General features: G+C 48.0%; 19 protein-coding genes. 3 read left to right on the top strand and 16 right to left on the bottom strand.

Features of this window, described 5'->3' with window-relative positions:
• Positions 1-69: 69 nt before the first annotated feature.
• Positions 70-1,395: a 23S rRNA (uracil(1939)-C(5))-methyltransferase RlmD gene (rlmD, locus tag MJ595_RS15075; protein WP_263078796.1), complete on the bottom strand. Its 1,326-nt coding sequence runs from the start codon at positions 1,393-1,395 to the stop codon at positions 70-72.
• Between the two features lie 549 nt (positions 1,396-1,944).
• On the opposite strand from rlmD, the gene MJ595_RS15070 reads away from it, so the two are divergent.
• Positions 1,945-2,967, top strand: a complete 1,023-nt coding sequence (locus MJ595_RS15070) for a hypothetical protein (RefSeq protein ID WP_263078795.1) — start codon at positions 1,945-1,947, stop codon at positions 2,965-2,967.
• A gap of 61 nt (positions 2,968-3,028) precedes the next feature.
• Here MJ595_RS15070 and acpS read toward each other — a convergent pair whose 3' ends face one another.
• The 13 genes from acpS to rpoE form a co-directional block, all read right to left on the bottom strand.
• Positions 3,029-3,409, bottom strand: a complete 381-nt coding sequence (acpS, locus tag MJ595_RS15065; RefSeq protein ID WP_263078794.1) for a holo-ACP synthase — start codon at positions 3,407-3,409, stop codon at positions 3,029-3,031.
• Entirely contained in the window at positions 3,406-4,152 is a 747-nt protein-coding gene (gene pdxJ / locus MJ595_RS15060) for a pyridoxine 5'-phosphate synthase (RefSeq protein WP_263078793.1), read from the bottom strand. Before pdxJ ends, acpS begins: the two co-directional genes overlap by 4 nt.
• 18 nt (positions 4,153-4,170) lie before the next feature.
• A complete protein-coding gene (gene recO / locus MJ595_RS15055; protein ID WP_263078792.1) occupies positions 4,171-4,875 on the bottom strand; it encodes a DNA repair protein RecO in 705 nt (234 codons plus the stop codon).
• A 26-nt stretch (positions 4,876-4,901) separates the two neighbouring features.
• A complete protein-coding gene (gene era, locus MJ595_RS15050; RefSeq protein WP_263078791.1) occupies positions 4,902-5,924 on the bottom strand; it encodes a GTPase Era in 1,023 nt (340 codons plus the stop codon).
• The gene (rnc, locus tag MJ595_RS15045) at positions 5,921-6,607 is read right to left on the bottom strand and encodes a ribonuclease III (RefSeq protein WP_263078790.1); all 687 of its coding nucleotides are present in this window, start codon (positions 6,605-6,607) and stop codon (positions 5,921-5,923) included. The genes era and rnc overlap by 4 nt, the downstream gene beginning before the upstream one ends.
• Positions 6,604-6,972, bottom strand: coding sequence for a DUF4845 domain-containing protein (locus MJ595_RS15040; RefSeq protein WP_263078789.1), 369 nt, complete (start codon positions 6,970-6,972; stop codon positions 6,604-6,606). The genes rnc and MJ595_RS15040 overlap by 4 nt, the downstream gene beginning before the upstream one ends.
• A 116-nt stretch (positions 6,973-7,088) precedes the next feature.
• The gene (gene lepB / locus MJ595_RS15035) at positions 7,089-7,904 is read right to left on the bottom strand and encodes a signal peptidase I (RefSeq protein ID WP_263078788.1); all 816 of its coding nucleotides are present in this window, start codon (positions 7,902-7,904) and stop codon (positions 7,089-7,091) included.
• Positions 7,905-8,033: 129 nt separating this feature from the next.
• Positions 8,034-9,851 carry a translation elongation factor 4 gene (gene lepA, locus MJ595_RS15030; protein WP_263078787.1) on the bottom strand — a complete coding sequence of 606 codons (1,818 nt, stop codon included), beginning with the start codon at positions 9,849-9,851 and terminating at the stop codon, positions 8,034-8,036.
• A 186-nt stretch (positions 9,852-10,037) separates the two neighbouring features.
• Positions 10,038-11,450, bottom strand: a complete 1,413-nt coding sequence (locus tag MJ595_RS15025; RefSeq protein WP_263078786.1) for a DegQ family serine endoprotease — start codon at positions 11,448-11,450, stop codon at positions 10,038-10,040.
• 119 nt (positions 11,451-11,569) lie between these two features.
• Positions 11,570-12,040, bottom strand: coding sequence for a SoxR reducing system RseC family protein (locus MJ595_RS15020; RefSeq protein WP_263078785.1), 471 nt, complete (start codon positions 12,038-12,040; stop codon positions 11,570-11,572).
• A 7-nt stretch (positions 12,041-12,047) separates the two neighbouring features.
• The gene (locus MJ595_RS15015; RefSeq protein ID WP_263078784.1) at positions 12,048-13,052 is read right to left on the bottom strand and encodes a MucB/RseB C-terminal domain-containing protein; all 1,005 of its coding nucleotides are present in this window, start codon (positions 13,050-13,052) and stop codon (positions 12,048-12,050) included.
• A 35-nt stretch (positions 13,053-13,087) separates the two neighbouring features.
• On the bottom strand, positions 13,088-13,771 hold the full coding sequence (locus tag MJ595_RS15010; protein WP_263078783.1) for a sigma-E factor negative regulatory protein: 684 nt from the start codon (positions 13,769-13,771) through the stop codon (positions 13,088-13,090).
• 85 nt (positions 13,772-13,856) lie between these two features.
• Positions 13,857-14,444 carry an RNA polymerase sigma factor RpoE gene (rpoE, locus tag MJ595_RS15005; RefSeq protein ID WP_263078782.1) on the bottom strand — a complete coding sequence of 196 codons (588 nt, stop codon included), beginning with the start codon at positions 14,442-14,444 and terminating at the stop codon, positions 13,857-13,859.
• A 511-nt stretch (positions 14,445-14,955) separates the two neighbouring features.
• Here rpoE and nadB point away from each other — a divergent pair.
• Positions 14,956-16,581 (top strand): L-aspartate oxidase, encoded by a 1,626-nt coding sequence (gene nadB, locus MJ595_RS15000; protein WP_263078780.1) that lies wholly within the window; start codon positions 14,956-14,958, stop codon positions 16,579-16,581.
• A 47-nt stretch (positions 16,582-16,628) separates the two neighbouring features.
• Here the strand turns inward: nadB and MJ595_RS14995 are convergent, their stop codons facing one another.
• A complete protein-coding gene (locus MJ595_RS14995; RefSeq protein ID WP_263078779.1) occupies positions 16,629-17,093 on the bottom strand; it encodes a hypothetical protein in 465 nt (154 codons plus the stop codon).
• Positions 17,074-17,343, bottom strand: a complete 270-nt coding sequence (locus MJ595_RS14990) for a succinate dehydrogenase assembly factor 2 (protein ID WP_263078778.1) — start codon at positions 17,341-17,343, stop codon at positions 17,074-17,076. The genes MJ595_RS14995 and MJ595_RS14990 overlap by 20 nt, the downstream gene beginning before the upstream one ends.
• Positions 17,344-17,527: 184 nt before the next feature.
• Between MJ595_RS14990 and MJ595_RS14985 the strand changes: the two genes are divergently transcribed.
• Complete coding sequence (locus MJ595_RS14985; protein WP_263078777.1) at positions 17,528-18,571, top strand: hypothetical protein; 1,044 nt, start codon at positions 17,528-17,530, stop codon at positions 18,569-18,571.
• Positions 18,572-18,657: the final 86 nt, after the last annotated feature.

Below are 18,657 nucleotides of genomic sequence, written 5' to 3'. Positions count from 1 at the left end.
GAATCATTTTCCGTTTTTTTAACATATGCCTCTGTATTTTGCCTGAGAGGCCCAGGCCGCAAACTGGAGCTAGCGCACAAATAAGGCCATAGACTCAATATGAGCGGTTTGGGGGAACATGTCCATTACCCCAAATCGTTGAAGCTGGAATCCCGCTGCCTTTAACAGCCCGGCATCCCTGGCAAGGGTTGCCGGATTACAGGAAATATACAACACCTTGCCTGGCAGCTGGCTGCCCAGTTGCTCTATAACCTCTTGAGCTCCGACTCTTGGGGGATCAAGCACAACGGCATCATATTGCCTGTTGGCCCATTCTTGATGAGTTATTTCACCAGAAAGGTCCACAACAAAAAACTCACAATGGGTTAACTGGTTAATACCGGCATTTTCCCTGGCCCGGGCTACAGCACCGGCTCCGCCTTCTACACCCACCACCGTACCGGCTTTTTTTGCCATGGCCAGGGAAAAATTACCTAACCCGCAGTACAAGTCCAGTATTTGGTCTTTTTCATCAATATCAAGCCATTCTATTGCCTGAGCTACCATTTTTCGGTTGATCTGCCCATTCACCTGGGTGAAATCAGATGGCTGAAAAGCCATTTTTAACCCGCTTTCAGGCAGACTGTAGTAGAGCTTATCATCACCATCTGCCGCATAAAGACAGTGAATCTGCCGATCATTATCCTGCAAGAATAAATGCAACTGATGACGCTCTGCACACACACTTAAAATATTCCTGTCATGGTCAGACAGCGGTTTGATATGCCTGAGTAAAATAGCCCTGCCGTTATCTGCCAGAAATAATTCGGCATGACTAATAGACCGTTTGCCCTTCAGGGTAGGCAGCGTATTTCGCAATAATTCAGGCAAAGCCTGTAGGGGTTCGGCTAATACCGGACATACATTAATATCACAAATAGACTGGCTTTGTGATGCCCTGAAGCCCAGTTGCAGTTGTCCCTTTTGCCAACGAATGGCCAATCTGCAGCGATGCCGGTAACCATAGGGCTCTGACACCAGAGGTTCTGTGATATCAACAGGTGCAATTCCGCCAAAACGATTGAGCTGATCGAGGACAATACGCTGCTTTCCTTTTAACTGTCCTTCGTGGGACCAGTATTGCAAACTGCAACCACCACATTGGCCAAAATGTGGACAATCCACCTGGCAACGCTCAGTGGATTCGGCCAGTACTTGCCTGACCCTGGCATCCATAAACTTTCTATGGGCTTTAATGGGTTGAATAGTAACCGTTTCCTGTTCCAGAGCCCCTTCCACAAAAATAGTTTTACCCTGATATCTGGCTAATCCCCTGCCATCATGGGAAAGACCAGTGATCTGCACCTCCTCTTCTTTTTTCCAGTACGTTCGAGAGGGGGCACGAGAAAAATTCATAGACTGATTCCTTAACAAAAATATTGCCTTTTCCTATCTGCTTCTGCCAAAGGCTATCTAGGAGCCTGTCGGACTTAAGTCTGTTCTACTGCGGTCGAAGTCCGAATAGAAATGATCATTTTACCGTGAAAGAGAAATATTCGCAGGAGACCTTTCTCAAGGTTTATGTAAATAGCTGTGTAGCAGGATGCAGAAATTCCCGGCTAAAGTTATCCTAGGGGCTGTTGACGTTTGATCATGTGCGCAGCCAAAACCAGCGGTTTCGTGGCTAGACGCAGTAGCGCAGGAAGACTCACGTCTTTCAAGCTACTGCAACGACGGCACGGAATCGCTGGTTTTGGCCCTTCGGGTGGCTCGTAAAGCGGCTTTCCGACTGCGTTGGACTGGCTTGACGTAGAATAACTATGCCTGCACCAGTCCGTCTTGCGGAAAACCGCTTTACGAGCCACTGAGCCCACGATCAAACGTCAACAGCCCCTAGAATACATGCTATAGATACAAATAAAGAAGTCATTCTTATTTAAAAGCCGCTACCACGGAAGGAAGCCAATGGACTCTCCAAGAGCACCAGTTACTTCTGGACTACAACAGCCTCCAGAATCCCTTGCAGGTCAGGACAACACCCCCGGTGATAAGCCCATTGCAAAATTTGCGGCCTGGCAGTGTCATCAGCAACCAGAAGTCAAACCTTATTCCAAAAGGGATAGATTTTTTGCATTTATACGAAAACTTCCCCTTGTGGAAAGATTGATCGCGTACCTTGAAGTAAGGAAGGTTGTGAAAGTGATAGCAAACAAGCTGACGGGGGATCACTGGAAACCCAGTCCAGGTGATGATACTTCCTCCGGCCCATACAGTGGATTACCACAGCCGCCACCCCCTCCTTCGACCAAAGAAGAGTGGCAAGTTCTGCTATCTGACCTTCCCCAGCTAACACATATGAGTGCTCACAAGGTCTGGGATAAGGTGGCAAAAAAGCACCAGGTGAAACCATCGTTACATAAAGAAGTCCATGATCTGTTAACACTGGAGGATAAATTCCACGACCTGTGTAATGCAATGAACACTGCTGGAGACTGGATAACGTTCCAACCGTTTACCAAACCTGAAGTTCGCCATCTAGCACGCCAGTTAATCAATCGGGTGCAGCACCTTCATGACCAGGGTCAATACGGCTATTGCAAAAGGCTAGAGGATATTTTTATTGCTCCGGATGGCAGGCTTGGCCTTAACCCCTATAAACAGCTGGATAAAAAAGACTCAATACTGTTTCCGGATGCAAAAAAGTCACCCATGGGCTTTCCAGAGGTAGATGAAACATCAATGACGATAGAAGCCAGGAATAAACTGGATGACTTACGATCCGTTGCCTCTTTCATGTATGGTTTACTTTCAGGATCCCTGCCTAAGGATATGAATGATGATTTTTCCCAGGGACGGCTTGGCAACATTGAAAATGATACGGGCATTCCTCCAGACGCACAAGGGGCGCTGATGGAAATGCTCAGTGACAGCAGCCGCCCCCTTAAGGAGATACTAAACTATCCCTTTTTCATGGATGGGGACGAATAATTAGGGGCTGTTGACGTTTGCTCGTATGCTCAGCCAAATGCCACAATCCGGCAGGCAACTGTCAGCCTGCCGTTTCAAGTACCACAAAAGCCACTGCATTATCAGTTTCATCGGATAAGGTCAGATGGCAGCGGGTAATGCCACGGGCTTTTTGCAACTCCGCTGCGTAGCCATGGAGCGTCAACAGGGGAGCACCTTTCTCATCATTGCTGACTTCAAGATGCTGAAAGGAAACTTTGCCGATGCCTGTACCCAGTGCTTTTGCTGCCGCCTCTTTGGCAGCAAAGCGCTTGGCAAGAAAAGCCGCCGGGTTAGCTGCTTTTCTATAGGCTGCGAGTTCCGGATCAAGTAAAATGCGGCGGGCAAATCGTTCACCATGACGCTCAATGATGGCCTTTATACTGCTCACTCGAATGATATCTGTACCAATTCCGGCAATCATTTATGCAGGGCAGCCCTGAGCATCAATTTTTTCATTTCCCTGACCGCGTCTTTCAACCCGGAAAAGAGTGCCCGTGAAATAATTGAGTGGCCAATGTTCAACTCATTAATCCCTGGAATGGCAGCCACCGGCTCAACATTCTGATAGTTAAGACCGTGGCCGGCATTAACAACCAGCCCTTTTTCCAAGGCATAATCAACCGCTCCCTGGAGGCGCTCCAGCTCGGCTTTCATGGCCTGGGGGCTGTCGGCATCAGCGTAAGCTCCGGTATGCAATTCTATGACTGGCGCTCCACATTCGGCCGCTGCTGAAATTTGCACAGCTTCAGGATCAATAAACAGCGAAACCTCTATTCCCTTTGCAGCCAGACGACGACAGGCATCTTTGACAGACCCAATATTTCCGGCAACATCCAGGCCGCCCTCTGTTGTCAGCTCTTGCCTCTTCTCAGGAACAAGACACACGTTTTCAGGACAAATCTCTTCAGCAATACCCAGCATCTCTTCGGTGACCGCCATTTCCAGATTCATTCGCGTTTGCAGAACGTCCCTGATTAGCTTGACATCACGATCCTGGATATGACGACGGTCTTCCCTTAAATGTACGGTAATACCATCTGCCCCGGCCTCCTCTGCGTCTATGGCCGCCTGCACCGGATCCGGATAACGAATACCCCTGGCCTGGCGTAACGTGGCAACATGGTCAATATTGACGCCTAACAGTATTCGTTGATGTGGTACCATATTACATCTTCCTTATCATCATGTTGTGCCCTTGTTAGACCGAATAAACAATTCACGGCTCTTCAAGGGACGGTCACCAATAACCATCGTTAAGGCCTGACGGGTAAAGCGTTTGAATACCGGATAAAAGGCACTGTCGGTAAAATCACGGGCATCCAGCGCCTTGAGGGCAGCTACCTGATAACCATAACGGGAATCCGGTATTCCAGCTGAGTCATCCAACGGAACGAGTCCCACACCAGCCTGGAAACAATAATTTTTTTTAGCACTCAATGGTCTTCCCGTATCAGCCTCATGGGTTAACGAGGGCAGGTATCCCAGCAGATCCAATAATTCCAGTTCGAAAAACCTGAGTGCTGGCTCAAGCAGTTGCCCACTGGCCAACTGCTCAATAACTGTAGCATAAAGTGCTGCTATGCCTTCATCCGGCTGTCCCTGTAATACAGCCCGTAACAACAACTCATTCAGGTAAAAGCCACATAACAGGCCATCACCATCCAGCCGATAGCCTTGTACGGACTCAATAGTGGTCAGGGTTTTAAGCTCACCTTTACCTCGCCAGTTTATCGCCACCTGGCTAAAAGGCTGCAATAGCGTGCTGCGTAATGAGCGCCCCTTTCTGGCTCCTTTCACCACCATCGCCACCCGGCCATGATTTTCCACCAGAAAATCGGCAATCACGGAGCTTTCCTTGTAAGGCCGGCGATGAAGCAGCCAGGCCATACTCAGCTCACAATTCATAGCGGCGTTTACTGATGTTCATAACCCAGGCTCTTAAGGGCTCGCTCATCATCAGACCAGCCCCCTTTCACCTTGACCCACAGGTTTAGCATAATTTTTGAATCAAACATACGTTCCATGTCATAACGGGACTCTTGACCGATTTTTTTCAGTCGGGCACCCTTATCACCAATTACAATGGCTTTCTGGCCAGGACGCTCCACAAGAATCAGCGCACTGATGGTTAACAAAGGTCCTTTTGGTCTCTGCTCCTGACGGAACTCCTCAATTTCTACAGCAATTTCATAGGGAATTTCATCCCCCAGCTGCCGCATGACTTTCTCCCTTACCAGTTCCGCTGCCAGGAAACGGGAGCTTCTATCAGTAATTTGATCCTCAGGGAAAAAGTGTATGCTGTCCGGCATCAAATCAGCCACCTGTTCCTCCAGCTGTTCCAGGTTGTGTCCATGCTGGGCTGAAAGAGGAATAATGGCTTTAAAATCGGCTTTCCGGGCGAGCAGTTCAAGATGGGGAAACAGGGTTTCCTTATCCTTGATACGATCCACCTTATTCACTGCCAGGATCACGGGGCAACGAGCATCCCTGATCTTGTTCAGAACCATCTGGTCTTCATCGGTCCAGGTTAACCGGTCAACAACAAAAACAATCGCATCCACGTCTGCCAGGGCACTACTTGCCGCCCGGTTCATATAGCGGTTAATGGCTTTTTTCTGAACCTTGTGCATACCGGGTGTGTCCACATAAACGGTCTGCACTCCCTTTTCTGTTTTGATTCCCAGCACCTGATGCCGGGTAGTCTGGGGACGGCGGGAGGTGATAGACAGTTTCTGCCCCAAAATGTGGTTCAGCAGTGTCGACTTACCCACATTAGGTCGACCTACAATGGCCACATAACCACAACGATCCCCTCCGGTTATTGCATCATTTTCACCGGCCTGAAGTAGTTCTTCGGCGGGAAGAGAGCCTTCAGCGGGAAGAGAGCCTTCAGCGAAAAAAGAACCTTCGGCAGAGCGAGAGGTGTTTGTATTCATGGTGTAATTCCCAACAACTTCAAGGCTTTCCTGGCAGCTTGCTGCTCAGCTCCACGGCGGCTTGGTCCTTCACCAAGGGTATCCTGGTCCAGGCAATCCAGTTCACACACCACAGTAAAAACCTGATCATGGGCTTCTCCTGTGATACTGGAAACCCGATAAAGAGGTAAGGATTTTTGCCTTGCCTGCAGAAATTCCTGCAATCGGGTTTTAGGGTCTTTATTTTGCTGGTCAGTGGTTGAGAGGACAGCCAGCCGCTGCTCAAACCAGCTACGGACACGGGATCGACAGGTTTCCATTCCCGCATCAAGGTAAATCGCACCAATAATCGCCTCAACGGCATCCGCAAGGATGGATTCACGACGATAACCACCGCTTTTAAGCTCACCGGAACCCAGCCTGAGGAAATCCCCCAGTTCAAACTCCCGACCCAGCTCTGCCAGGGTTGCCCCCCGAACCATTCTTGCCCGCAGGCGGCTCAGCTGCCCTTCACGGGCATCCGGAAACTGTTCATACAATGCTTCAGCAATAATAAAATTAACAATAGAGTCTCCTAAAAACTCCAGGCGCTCATTATTGCGACTGCCACAACTACGATGAGTAAGGGCCAACGCTAGCTGGCCCTTATCGGAAAATTCGTAGCCCAACCTGCGCTCCAGGTGGGCAATTTTTTCAGACTTCACTTAGATTTAACTTTCCAAACGTGTTCAAAATTTAATACAAAATCAATATTGTAGATGAAATGGACACGGCGCTCATAATTGATATCAACACTTAGTCCGTCACCATGACCGCTTACCCTGAACTCATCACCGCCGAGTTCAACATTGTTACTTTGCAACCCTCGTTCAAGCCATTCACTGGCTTCCAGGGGCGTTGTGATGGAACCCGTACCTTCCTTATCCAGGGACGCCAGGACTCTACCTATGGCATAGTCATCCAGATAATAAGGAAACAGTTTGATTCCCTGCATAGCCGAGAACAAAATCAAGGCTATGATGATAAATAGGTTTAGAACCCCTGCACCTGCTTGCCTTTTCCCTGGCATAATCCATCTCCAATTGCTGCTTAACAGCTTATATTACCATTTTACCGCGGACTCTTCCTGTTTCAGACCCTGCTTTGTACTGATAATGATGGACAGGGGGAGAACCCTGCCCATCATTACTCAATCGCGCCATTATTTTTAAAATTGGGAAGGTCTGTCCACTTAGGCCAGTGCATCCAGATATAAACAGCCTTACCTACAATATTCTGTTGTGGTACATAGCCCCAGTAACGGCTGTCATTACTCCTGTCCCGATTATCCCCCATCATAAAGTAGTGACCCTCGGGTACAACCCAGCTACCTTCGCCAAGATCCGGCATGGCGGGTTCTTTTCTGATTTGGTGAGTCTTTCCTTCAATGGTTTCGTCGTATAAGCGGTAAAATGAATCGCTGTCACTTAATTGGGCAACAAAGTTCTGTGGCACAGGGTTATCATTAATAAACAGCTTTTTATTGCGGTAAGTTACCTTATCACCCGGCAACCCAATAACTCGCTTGATAAAATTGATGTTAGGGTTTTTTGGTTCCTTAAAAACCATCACATCCCCTCTTTTAGGATCATTCACAGGTAATATTTTCGTGCCCACAACAGGCAGGCGCAGGCCATAGGTGTATTTGTTGACCAGAATAAAATCACCCACTTCAAGGGTTGGAATCATTGACCCGGAGGGAATCTGGAAAGGCTCAAACAGAAAGGAGCGTAACACTAGAACCAGTGTCAGCACTGGGAAAATGGATTTGCAGGTGTCAACAATGCCCGGCTCTTTCTCCAGAGCCTCTATAACACTCAAGTCGGGTTCGTTACCTGCCGTTTCACGATAGTTATCAACAGCCTGCTGCCGCCTGGGCTGAAGCAGAAACCTGTCAATCAGCGCAACAATGCCTGTAATAAAAACCGCCAGTACTAACAGCAGCGGAAAATTGATATCCATGATTGTTTGTTCTCTGCTACTTATTATCTATTCAGTAACAGACCCTTTAAATGCAACCCACCATTTCTGCAGTCTCCAGAGTCATAACCAGAGACTGCAGAGGCAGGTATACATAAAGGGTCCCTCGAATTACTTATCTACCTTAAGCACTGCCAGGAATGCCTCTTGTGGAATTTCCACACGGCCCACCTGCTTCATTCGCTTTTTCCCGGCCTTCTGCTTTTCAAGCAGCTTTCTTTTTCGGGAAACATCACCACCATAGCATTTGGCTGTCACATTTTTACGCAACGCCTTGACTGTGGTGCGGGCAATGATCTGCCCCCCAATAGCTGCCTGAATGGCCACATCGAACATCTGTCTTGGAATAATCTCTTTCATTTTTTCCGTTAACAGACGCCCCCTTGACTGGGCATGATCCTTATGGACGATCACTGCTAATGCATCCACTTTTTCACCATTGATCAGAATATCCACCCGAACCATTTTAGCAGCTTCAAAACGATCGAAGGTGTAATCAAGGGAAGCAAACCCTCGACTGACTGATTTCAGCCGGTCAAAAAAGTCCAGAACCACCTCATTCATGGGGATATCATAGCTGAGAGAAACCTGTCCTCCCATAAATTGCATATCCCTTTGCACGCCCCTTCGCTCCACACAAAGGGTAATCACATTACCAAGATAATCCTGCGGTACCAGAATACTCACCTGGGAAATTGGCTCGCGAATCTCCTCAACCCCTGCCGGGTCAGGCAGCCTGGACGGGTTATCAACCTCGACAACGTCACCGTTTTTCATTTCCACTTCATAGATAACCGTCGGTGCCGTGGTAATCAGATCCAGGTTGTATTCCCGCTCAAGGCGTTCCTGAATAATTTCCATGTGCAGCATGCCAAGAAAGCCACAGCGGAAACCAAAGCCAAGGGCGTCACTGCTTTCCGGCTCATAAAACAGGGACGCATCATTCAGGCTCAGTTTTTCCAGGGCTTCACGAAACGCCTCAAAATCATCCGAACTGACCGGAAACAGCCCGGCATACACCTGCGGTTTGACCGTTTTAAAGCCTGGCATGGAGTCAACCTGGGGGGTTTTGGCATGGGTCAGGGTATCACCAACCGGAGCTCCCTGAATATCCTTGATACCGGCAACCACATAGCCCACTTCACCCGCTTTCAACTCGCCTGTCTGCTTACGCTTGGGTGTATAAATGCCAATATCATCCACGCCATGGGCCTGGCCCGTGGATTTAACCAGAATTTTTTCACCTTTACGCAGAATACCATTCTTGACCCGTACCAGAGAGACAACACCCAGATAGTTATCAAACCAGGAATCAATAATCAAAGCCTGGAGCGGTGCATTAATATCACCCTCAGGCGCAGGAATGGTACTCACCAGTTCTTCCAGCACCTCCTGGATACCCAGGCCACTTTTGGCAGAACAGCGGACAGCCTCTGTGGCATCAATGCCAATAATTTCTTCTATCTCCTGGGCCACACGATCAGGCTCAGCCTGGGGCAGATCCATCTTGTTCAGAACCGGCATCACTTCCAGTCCCTGCTCAATAGCGGTATAACAGTTGGCTACGGACTGTGCTTCTACGCCCTGGGCGGCATCAACCACCAGCAAGGCCCCTTCACAGGCTGCCAGGGAGCGGGAGACTTCATAGGAAAAATCCACATGGCCCGGCGTATCAATAAAATTAAGCTGGTACGTTTTGCCATCATTTGCAGTGTAATCAAGGGTCACACTCTGGGCCTTGATGGTGATGCCCCGCTCCCGCTCCAACTCCATGGAGTCAAGAACCTGGGCCTGCATTTCACGATCACTCAGCCCACCACAGGTTTGGATAAACCGGTCAGCCAGTGTTGATTTACCATGATCTATATGGGCAATAATAGAGAAGTTGCGTATATGCTCTAGATTGCTGGAGTTTAAAGGTTTAGTCATACATCGCTTTAAATAAAGGGTACACAGGGGAAACGTTTATTGCCGCAACTGCGTATCAGACATCATAGAAGGAATCGGCTTAGTATAACTATATAGGGCAAGGTGTGATAGACGCAAACGCTAACTGCTTTGCAAAACAGGCCCTCGGGAAAACCCGGAGAGCCTTGTTAAATTAACCCCTAAAACTCATTCAGTCAGTCGAAAGGTAATATAGCCCGGTTGACCCTGTCGGATCACACGCATGGAAATCGAGCGGTTAACAGGTAATTTTTTCACTGTTTTTTCAAATACCGCAACAGAGTCCACCCGCACTTTATTGATGTCAGTAATAACATCACCCTGACGTACACCTATTGCCCTTGCCACACCAGAGACCACATTAGTGACCACCAGGCCGGAAATATCCTTATCAAGCCGAAGCTTACTGCGATAATCACTGTCCAGTTCTGCCACTTGAATACCCAGGCGATTTTCCGCTGATTCCTTGCGGGCAGGGCGGCCACCTCGCTCAGCGTTCTCATCAGGTAGTTGACCCACTTCAACACGGGTGGTCATACGCTTGCCGTTACGGATAAACTCAACGCTCGCCTTATCACCGGGTGCCACAACCCCCACTCTCATGGGTAAAGAGCCTGAGTGATAAATAGCGCGGTCGTTAAAGCGGGTAATAATATCACCAGGGTGCAGTTTTGCCTTATCCGCCGGACCACCAGGCACCACTTGATTAATCAGGGCGCCCATGGGTTTCTCCAGGCCGAAGGATTCAGCCAGTTCCCGATCCACTTCCTGAATGGCAACACCCAGCCAGCCACGGGTGACATAGCCCTTACTCTTGATCTGTTCCACTGCCCACATGGCATGATCAATCGGAATAGCAAAGGAGAGCCCCATAAATCCACCAGAGCGGGTGAATATCTGGGAATTAATACCAATAACCTCTCCTTTCATATTAAACAGCGGCCCACCGGAGTTTCCCGGATTGATAGGCACATCAGTCTGGATAAAAGGCACATAGGAGTCATTGGGCAGGCTTCTGTTCAGTGCACTCACAATCCCTTTGGTGATTGAATATTCAAAATTAAAGGGTGATCCAATCGCTGCCACCCACTGTCCTGGCTCAGCCTTGTCAGAATCACCAAGCCTGACCACAGGCAAGGGTCTTTTACTGTCGATTTTTAACACAGCCAGATCAGAACGTTTATCTGACCCCACCAGCTCTGCCCGGGTCTCACTTCGATCGCTCAATTTAACGATAATCTCATCAGCCCCTTCCACCACATGGTTGTTGGTCAAGATAAAACCATCACTGGAGATAATAAAACCAGACCCCAGAGACATGGGTTGGGGAGTGCTGGAAGAAGGCGCATCCGGAAGGGGAATACCAAAGTACCGACGAAAAATCTCTGGCAACTCCTCCCCACCAGGCCCATAAATTGAAGCCCTGCTTTTGGGTTTTGCCAGGGTACTGATATTGACCACCGCTGGCGATGCCTCTTTAAACAGCCGGGTAAAATCGGGTACTGCCACCTGTGGTACAGGATCATCCGGCTTTATATCCCTCGCAATATCCCTCGCAAAGCTGGTTTGAGTAATAAACAAAGAAAACAAAAGGAAGCATATAGTGCTTTTTATACAATGACTAACCTTATTCATAAACTGGACTTCTCCAACACCCGGTTTCATACAACAAGTAATCCCTGTTGGACGCTTCTGCATCATTAAGAAAATTTAGCGACGTGAGTATCCGAATGGTCAAGGTTTACAGGAATAATACCCAACACCTTAATATGACAAAGATCACTGGTTCTTCGACTTAACAGCCTGACAAGAACAAACCCTACAAACAACCCTGAGGCACCGGTCAACAGGGTAAAACTATCAGATAGCCCCATAAAAGACGCCAACCAGATAGCGGCCATTAAAAAAAGTAAGGGCACAAAATAAACAAGAACCGAAGCTTCAAGCAACGCCCCTTCAGAAATACCGATAATAACGCGATCACCCTCAGATAGGGTTCGGTCATTATCAATGCGAAGATAGTGCTTATTACTTCGGCGCTGGAACTTTTCAGCAAGGTGCTTGCCACAACCACTTTTGGCATTGCAGCCGTCACAGGCACTTTTTCTGGCAGTCTCCAACCAGGCCCACTGGTCGTTAACAGCGACAACCTCAGCGTGTTCCTCAATCATGCAAGAACTACTCCTCACTCACACCCGGCTTACTTCCAGCACGTTTAGGCCTGACAGATACCGCCACTCTCTCCGCAGTCCCCAGAGGTACCTCGCCAACCACCGTTACATGAAAGTAAGTCTCACCATTCCTGAATACTTTTGACACGGCAGCCAAGGCCCCAATATTTTCAGATGCCTGACTCAATACCTTGGTTTCATCGGGCTCAACAAACACTGAAAAACTGGCCAAGCCATCAGAATATATAACCGTATCGGTTTTATGCTCACTGACCGGAGAAGGTCTCTGACTATAGCTTTTAACACTAAAGCCCTCCGGCAACCAACCTGACTCCCAATTCCAGATACCCTCTTTATCCGGCACTTTATGTATGTCTATACTCTGGTCATAGGTTACATTTGATTTATCCATTGCAGCTAATTCCGGTGAACTTAACTCAACACCGGGTTCGATATGGGTAAACTGCAATCGTTCCATTATCTTTCCATGACTATCAATCATCACTGACTTCAATAACAGTCCAAACTGCGCATCAAGCCAAAGCTGGTAGCCATACCGGTAATGATCAACAGGAATAACAGACAGGACAACCGCTTCACGACCGGCAATCCGGTCTATCTGCCTCGGGCTGTAGCTCACCTTATAGTAACTACCAACCGGCGAATCAGAAAATTTAGGCACCATTGGCATCAGGGAGCCATGATTAAAACGGGTCACCCCTTTATCCAATGATGTATATGTCAACTGGTCTCCACTTCTAACCATCTCTCTTGGCAAGCCATCAAGGTATAAAATACGTTCCCGAGTTTTGCCATTCGCAGCTTGTTGCGTCACAGCCAGGGTTTCAAGACGGTTTCCTTCCTGATAAACAAAGACGCCTCTGTAAGACTGCTCTCTGAAGGCGGCCGACATTTTTTCAAGCCAGAACTGGGGAGGTTGCTGGTAGCCATATTGCTGTGGATTAGCCTGTTTGGCATAAATAGACACAGGAATTATGACTAAAAGCGCCAATAAACTCCCTTTGATAAAAGATCTTCCTTTCAAAATCATTGCACATCAAAACTCGTTAATCTTGCAAAAGGTAATACCCCCTGACCCGTACTCATCACTGAAAGTTCAGCATGCTGAAGCGCATAAGCCCTGAAACGCTCACGGGTGGCCCGGTCAGCAATACTCTGGGCATAAGCCAACTGTTCAGGTGAGATACTGTCATGCTGTTTTGAGCTATATCCGGCAAGAATGCCAGAGGCACCATAATCATTGGTACTGATTTGTACTGGCTGATTGAGGGTTGCCGGGGAAGATGAGTCTGCTACCATAGCCACATCCTGCTCTGTGTTTTGGTTATGAACCCCCAGCACAACTGCAAAGACAACCGATGCCGCTACTGCCACCCTGCCAAATGCACCAGCCCAGTTATCAATAATGCCTGCAAACCATGCCGGTTTTGTCCGTTGTGACCCGGAGTCAAAAGATGACAGTGACTCTTCTTGCTCAAGGGAGGCCATGACCCCCTTGGACAAATCAATACTGGCAAATTCATTAACATCCCTGCGAACCGAATCGCCAATCAGTTGATAGCGCCGGGCCTTATTCCGCAGTTGCCCGTCATCAGCAAAGGTATCCAGAACCCTGTGGAGTTCCAGTTCACTGGCCTGGCCATCCATTGATGCAGACAATGCTTCGTTCAGTCTTTCCCTGGCATGACTTTCTGAGTTCTTGTCACTCATAAAAACCTCCGGCAGACATGGGGGCATTGGTCGTTAACATAACATTTCACTCAAATCTGGTTTGGCTAAAGGGCTATAACCAGGACTATTTATCCCGACGCAATAGAGGTTCCACTTCCCGATCTATCGCTTCTCTTGCCCGGAAAATCCTTGAACGCACGGTTCCCACCGGACACTCCATCACCTCGGCTATTTCATCATAACTCAGGCCATCAAACTCCCTGAGCATCACTGCCGTTCGCAGCTCATCGGGTAACTTCCTGATAGCGCCATGAATCACCTGTTCAATTTCGTCACGGTACAGATTGTGCTCCGGGCTATCAACCACCCGCAGCGAGGATGCTGACTCCAGAAAATCAGAGTCATGTACATCGATATCTGATTCCGGCGGCTTACGTCCTTTGGAAACAAGGTGATTCTTGGCGGTATTAACAGCGATACGATATAGCCAGGTATAAAAAGAACTGTCTCCCCTGAACTTATCGAGAGCCCGATAAGCCTTGATAAATGCTTCCTGCGCAACATCTTGCACCTCCTGAAAATCATGGACATAACTGCCAATGAGTCCAAGAATACGATGCTGATACTTGACCACCAGCATATCAAATGCACGCTTGTCACCCTTTTGAACACGCTCAATCAGCTGTTGATCGGCTTGATTGGGATCTATCATTCAGAAAACCCCGACCATGCAGCATCACAGCACGTGTTCCTATTCACTTTCAAGCAGACATCCCCTGCGTTTATATAGACCATTGCCCAACCCAAAAGTTCCAGGCTCCATTAAAAATTTTTCCAGTATGCATAGATCGCTGATATGCCTCAATAACAGCCTACTATAGTGGTGGCTATTATTTCCATATACTATTAACAGGTTTGACATGAACTTTACCTGAAAGCAGCCTCAGTGATGCAGCCTTATCGAACAACACTACACCACTTTAACCAGGCTATAGCTTTTTCAAAGAGTTGTCTTCACAATCAGACTTTTTATACACGGCTCCGGGCTACTGTTAGTATTCACCCCATTCTCTCTTTCAGCCTGATTACGTGTATTTCCACTTATTCTATTGGTCGGCTTTTCGGCTAATGGCTTTAACAGGATATACCAGGAGCCTACCCGAGAATAAATACAGTCCCCTGACTCAACAATTAAAACCTAATAAACAACCCCAGAGTGACTCATGCAAAAATCCTACCTATATGATGTTGTTATCATCGGCAGTGGAGCCGCAGGCCTGACCCTGGCACTTCATCTACCCTCCCGCTACCGCATTGCACTGCTCAGCAAAGACTCCCTTTCAGCGGGTTCCACTTATGGGGCCCAGGGAGGAGTGGCCGCTGTTCTCAATGAGATTGAAGACAGTTTTGAACAGCATACAGAAGATACTCTCATTGCAGGAGCCGGGTTATGCAAAAAGCAGGCAGTTGACTATATCGTAAAAAATGGCCAGGAAAGCATTCACTGGCTGATTGATCAAGGCGTACCATTTACAGCCAATAAGCAGGCCACCTCATCCGAAAAGGAATACCACCTGACCAAAGAAGGGGGACACAGTGCCAGACGCATCATTCATGCAGCCGATGCAACGGGTAAAGCCATTTCTGACACACTGGTTCAAAGCGTCCGAAAACAGCATAACATTGATATTTATGAGCACCATATAGCCATTGATTTAATCACTTCCGGAAAATTTGGCGTCAGCAATAACAGCTGCCTGGGAGCCTATGCCCTTGACTGCAAGACAGGCAATATTCACAACTTCTTGTCTGGTGACACTATTTTGGCCTCGGGAGGTGCCAGTAAGGCTTATCTCTATACCAGCAATACCGATGGTGCTACCGGTGATGGTATTGCCATGGCATGGCGTGCTGGTTGCAGAGTAGCTAATATGGAATTCAACCAGTTTCACCCCACCTGTCTCTATCATCCAAATGCCAAGTCCTTTCTTATCTCAGAGGCTGTTCGGGGAGAGGGAGGACGGTTACTTCTGCCAAACGGTCAACGTTTCATGCCCTCATTTGATCAACGGGCAGAGTTGGCTCCCAGAGATATTGTTGCCCGCGCCATCGACCACGAAATGAAGCGATTAGGTGCAGACTGCCTGTTCCTGGATATCAGCCATAAGCCTGACAGTTTTATCAAGTCACATTTCCCCACCATCTTTGAGCGCTGCCTGAGTTTTGGCATTGATATCAGCCGGGAACCTATTCCTATTGTTCCCGCTGCCCACTACACCTGCGGTGGCATTGTTACACAATGTAACGGGGCAACTGACCTCAACAACCTATTTGCCGTAGGCGAGTGTGCCTTTACGGGTTTGCATGGTGCAAACAGACTGGCCAGCAACTCATTGCTGGAGTGTCTTGTTATGGCCCAAAGCGCTGCAAAAACCATAGAGCGGCAGCCCGGTTCGCTGAGCCAGGCACCATCCATTCCCCAATGGGATGAAAGCCGGGTGACTGATTCCGATGAAGATGTTGTTATATCCCATAACTGGGATGAGCTACGTCGCTTCATGTGGAACTATGTTGGCATCGTCAGAACCGACAAGCGACTCCAGCGAGCCCTAAACAGAATAACCCTGTTACAGGCTGAAATTCATGAATTTTATAGCAACTATAAGGTCAGCAGTGACTTAATTGAACTCAGAAATCTCGCTAAAGTTTCAGAACTCATTATACGGTGCGCGATGTCGCGTAAGGAATCGAGGGGGTTACACTACTCTCTGGATTATCCCTACTGCAATAAACAAGCTGAGGACTCAATCCTTGTACCCGAACCCATCAAAAGATTCAGTGACGGTTGATGGTATGCAGTGTGGGGTTATATGCCGTATTTACCAGATAGTAGCGCTTAGCTGTATCTGTTTTGATTTTCGGACGCTACCATAAAGCCATCAATCAACAGCTGAAGTCTGAGAGCGTGGATCTGTATGGGGTTCGCGCTATCAGGAAAAATAATAACAGAGGCTATCTGGTTACTGTTTTCCCTGTACAGCCTGACATTAAAACATATCAACAACGGGCTAACGAATGCCTGTCGGTACGGCCAGGCTAAAATCCAGTTTCCCCCCCGGTTAATCCGCCACTGGCCATCATAATACCTTACGGCAGAAATAGACGCCGGATTTAAGCGAAAGATATGCCGCTTGCTGTAAAAATAAGCGAATACACACTGAAACAGGAACAATAACAAAACCCAGGGCCAGGTCAGCGCTGAAAGAGACAGCATCAACAAGGCAGCGCAATGAATCAAAGCATACGCTACCAGATGTATAACCGATGTGCCGAGATTAACCTCAAGCAGCTCCTTCGCCATAGCGACCACGCTGCAAGACTTTCTGAACCATTTTAGCCAGTTCGGGATCGGCAGGCTTCTGGTCACTCATGAACCAACTGAATAAATCAGGGTCTTCACACTCTAAAAGGCGGGAATAAACCACCTGTTCATCCTCCGACAATGAGCAAAATGCTTCCCGGGTAAATGGCTCAAGTAAAAAGTCCAGCTCCAACATACCTCGTCTGCTACGCCACTGCAGCCGCTTGACATCATCCTCAGAAAACCCCATAAAAACTCCTTTGTTGTTACATAAAAACAGTGTGCAAAAAAACCGGTTGATTTCACTTTGCCACGGGTTCAGACATTATTCCAGAACCGATAATTCCAGACAAAACCTTCGTTAGCAGGATGGAGTACTTACTTCCTATTCTCTATTATGTGCAACTATCAAAAGATCGCTTTAAGGCATAGAGATGAGCATAGAGTGGAAAACCTACCTGGCAAGCCAGGGTGCAACCTTTTCTAAGGATGGACAAATTACCGACTTTCAGCAACAGGCCGTATTGAGCAAAGAAGCAGTGGTTTGCCCCCTTGAGAGTCAGGCTATTGTGGCAATCAGTGGCCCTGACAGCCAGCGTTTTTTGCAGGGCCAGCTCTCTTGCAACATGGAGACGCCCAAGCCAGAACAGTGGGCTACAGGTGTAGCCTGTACACCAAAGGGAAGAATGTATTCCAGCTTCACCCTGATTAATACCGGCTCAGGCTACTTACTTAAAATGCATCGGGGAATTGTCGGGACATTTATCCAGCACCTTGAAAAATATGCGGTTTTTTATAAAAGTAAAATCAGCCAACCCGATACCCCAATGATGTGCCTTGGGCTGTCAGGAACACATGTCACCGATGTACTTTCCGGTCAATTACCCATACTCCCCGAAAACCAGGATGCCATGGCCATTGACAACAGTTTTTTAATCAAAGCACCGGGCATGGATAATACCTATGAACTCTGGCTGCCAGAGGAACATCTGCCGCAGTGGTGGACAAAACTGACAACACAGCTACAAGCTGCCCCAGAATCTTATTGGCAAAGAAAAATGATCCAGGCAGTCATTCCCCAGGTTCGCCCTGAATACAATGAAAAATACATTCCCCAACACCTTAACTATCCTTCTATCGGTTATGTCAGCTTTCGAAAGGGGTGCTATACCGGCCAGGAAATTATTGCCCGAATGCAGAATCTGGGACAACAAAAGAGCAGAACATACTCCCTGGTATGCACCGGCACCGATAACGTTCTTCCCGGAGCAAAGCTGGAAAACGGCAAAGGGCAGGTTATAGGGGAAATTCTTGAATCCGTCTCCAGCATCAATAGCAATTCCTGTCACGCACTGGCAGTCATCAGAATTGAAGCCGCTGAAAGCAACGATGTTATATTAACGGAAAGCAAGACCCGCACTATTCAAGTATCGCCCATTCCTTACCCCATTGATCCACGGGCGGAATTACAGCAGTAGTTTTATAAAAGCCGGTTCATTGTGCCGGATAGTTATATCCTGCCTCTTAAGCGAAGCTGCTTTTAAGACTGTCTTTAAAGCGCGCC

Origin of the sequence: Endozoicomonas sp. Mp262, from assembly GCF_025643335.1 — a bacterium.
Lineage (GTDB): Bacteria > Pseudomonadota > Gammaproteobacteria > Pseudomonadales > Endozoicomonadaceae > Endonucleibacter.
Note: the sequence above shows the minus strand (reverse complement) of the source record. Positions and strands in the feature narration are given on the sequence as shown.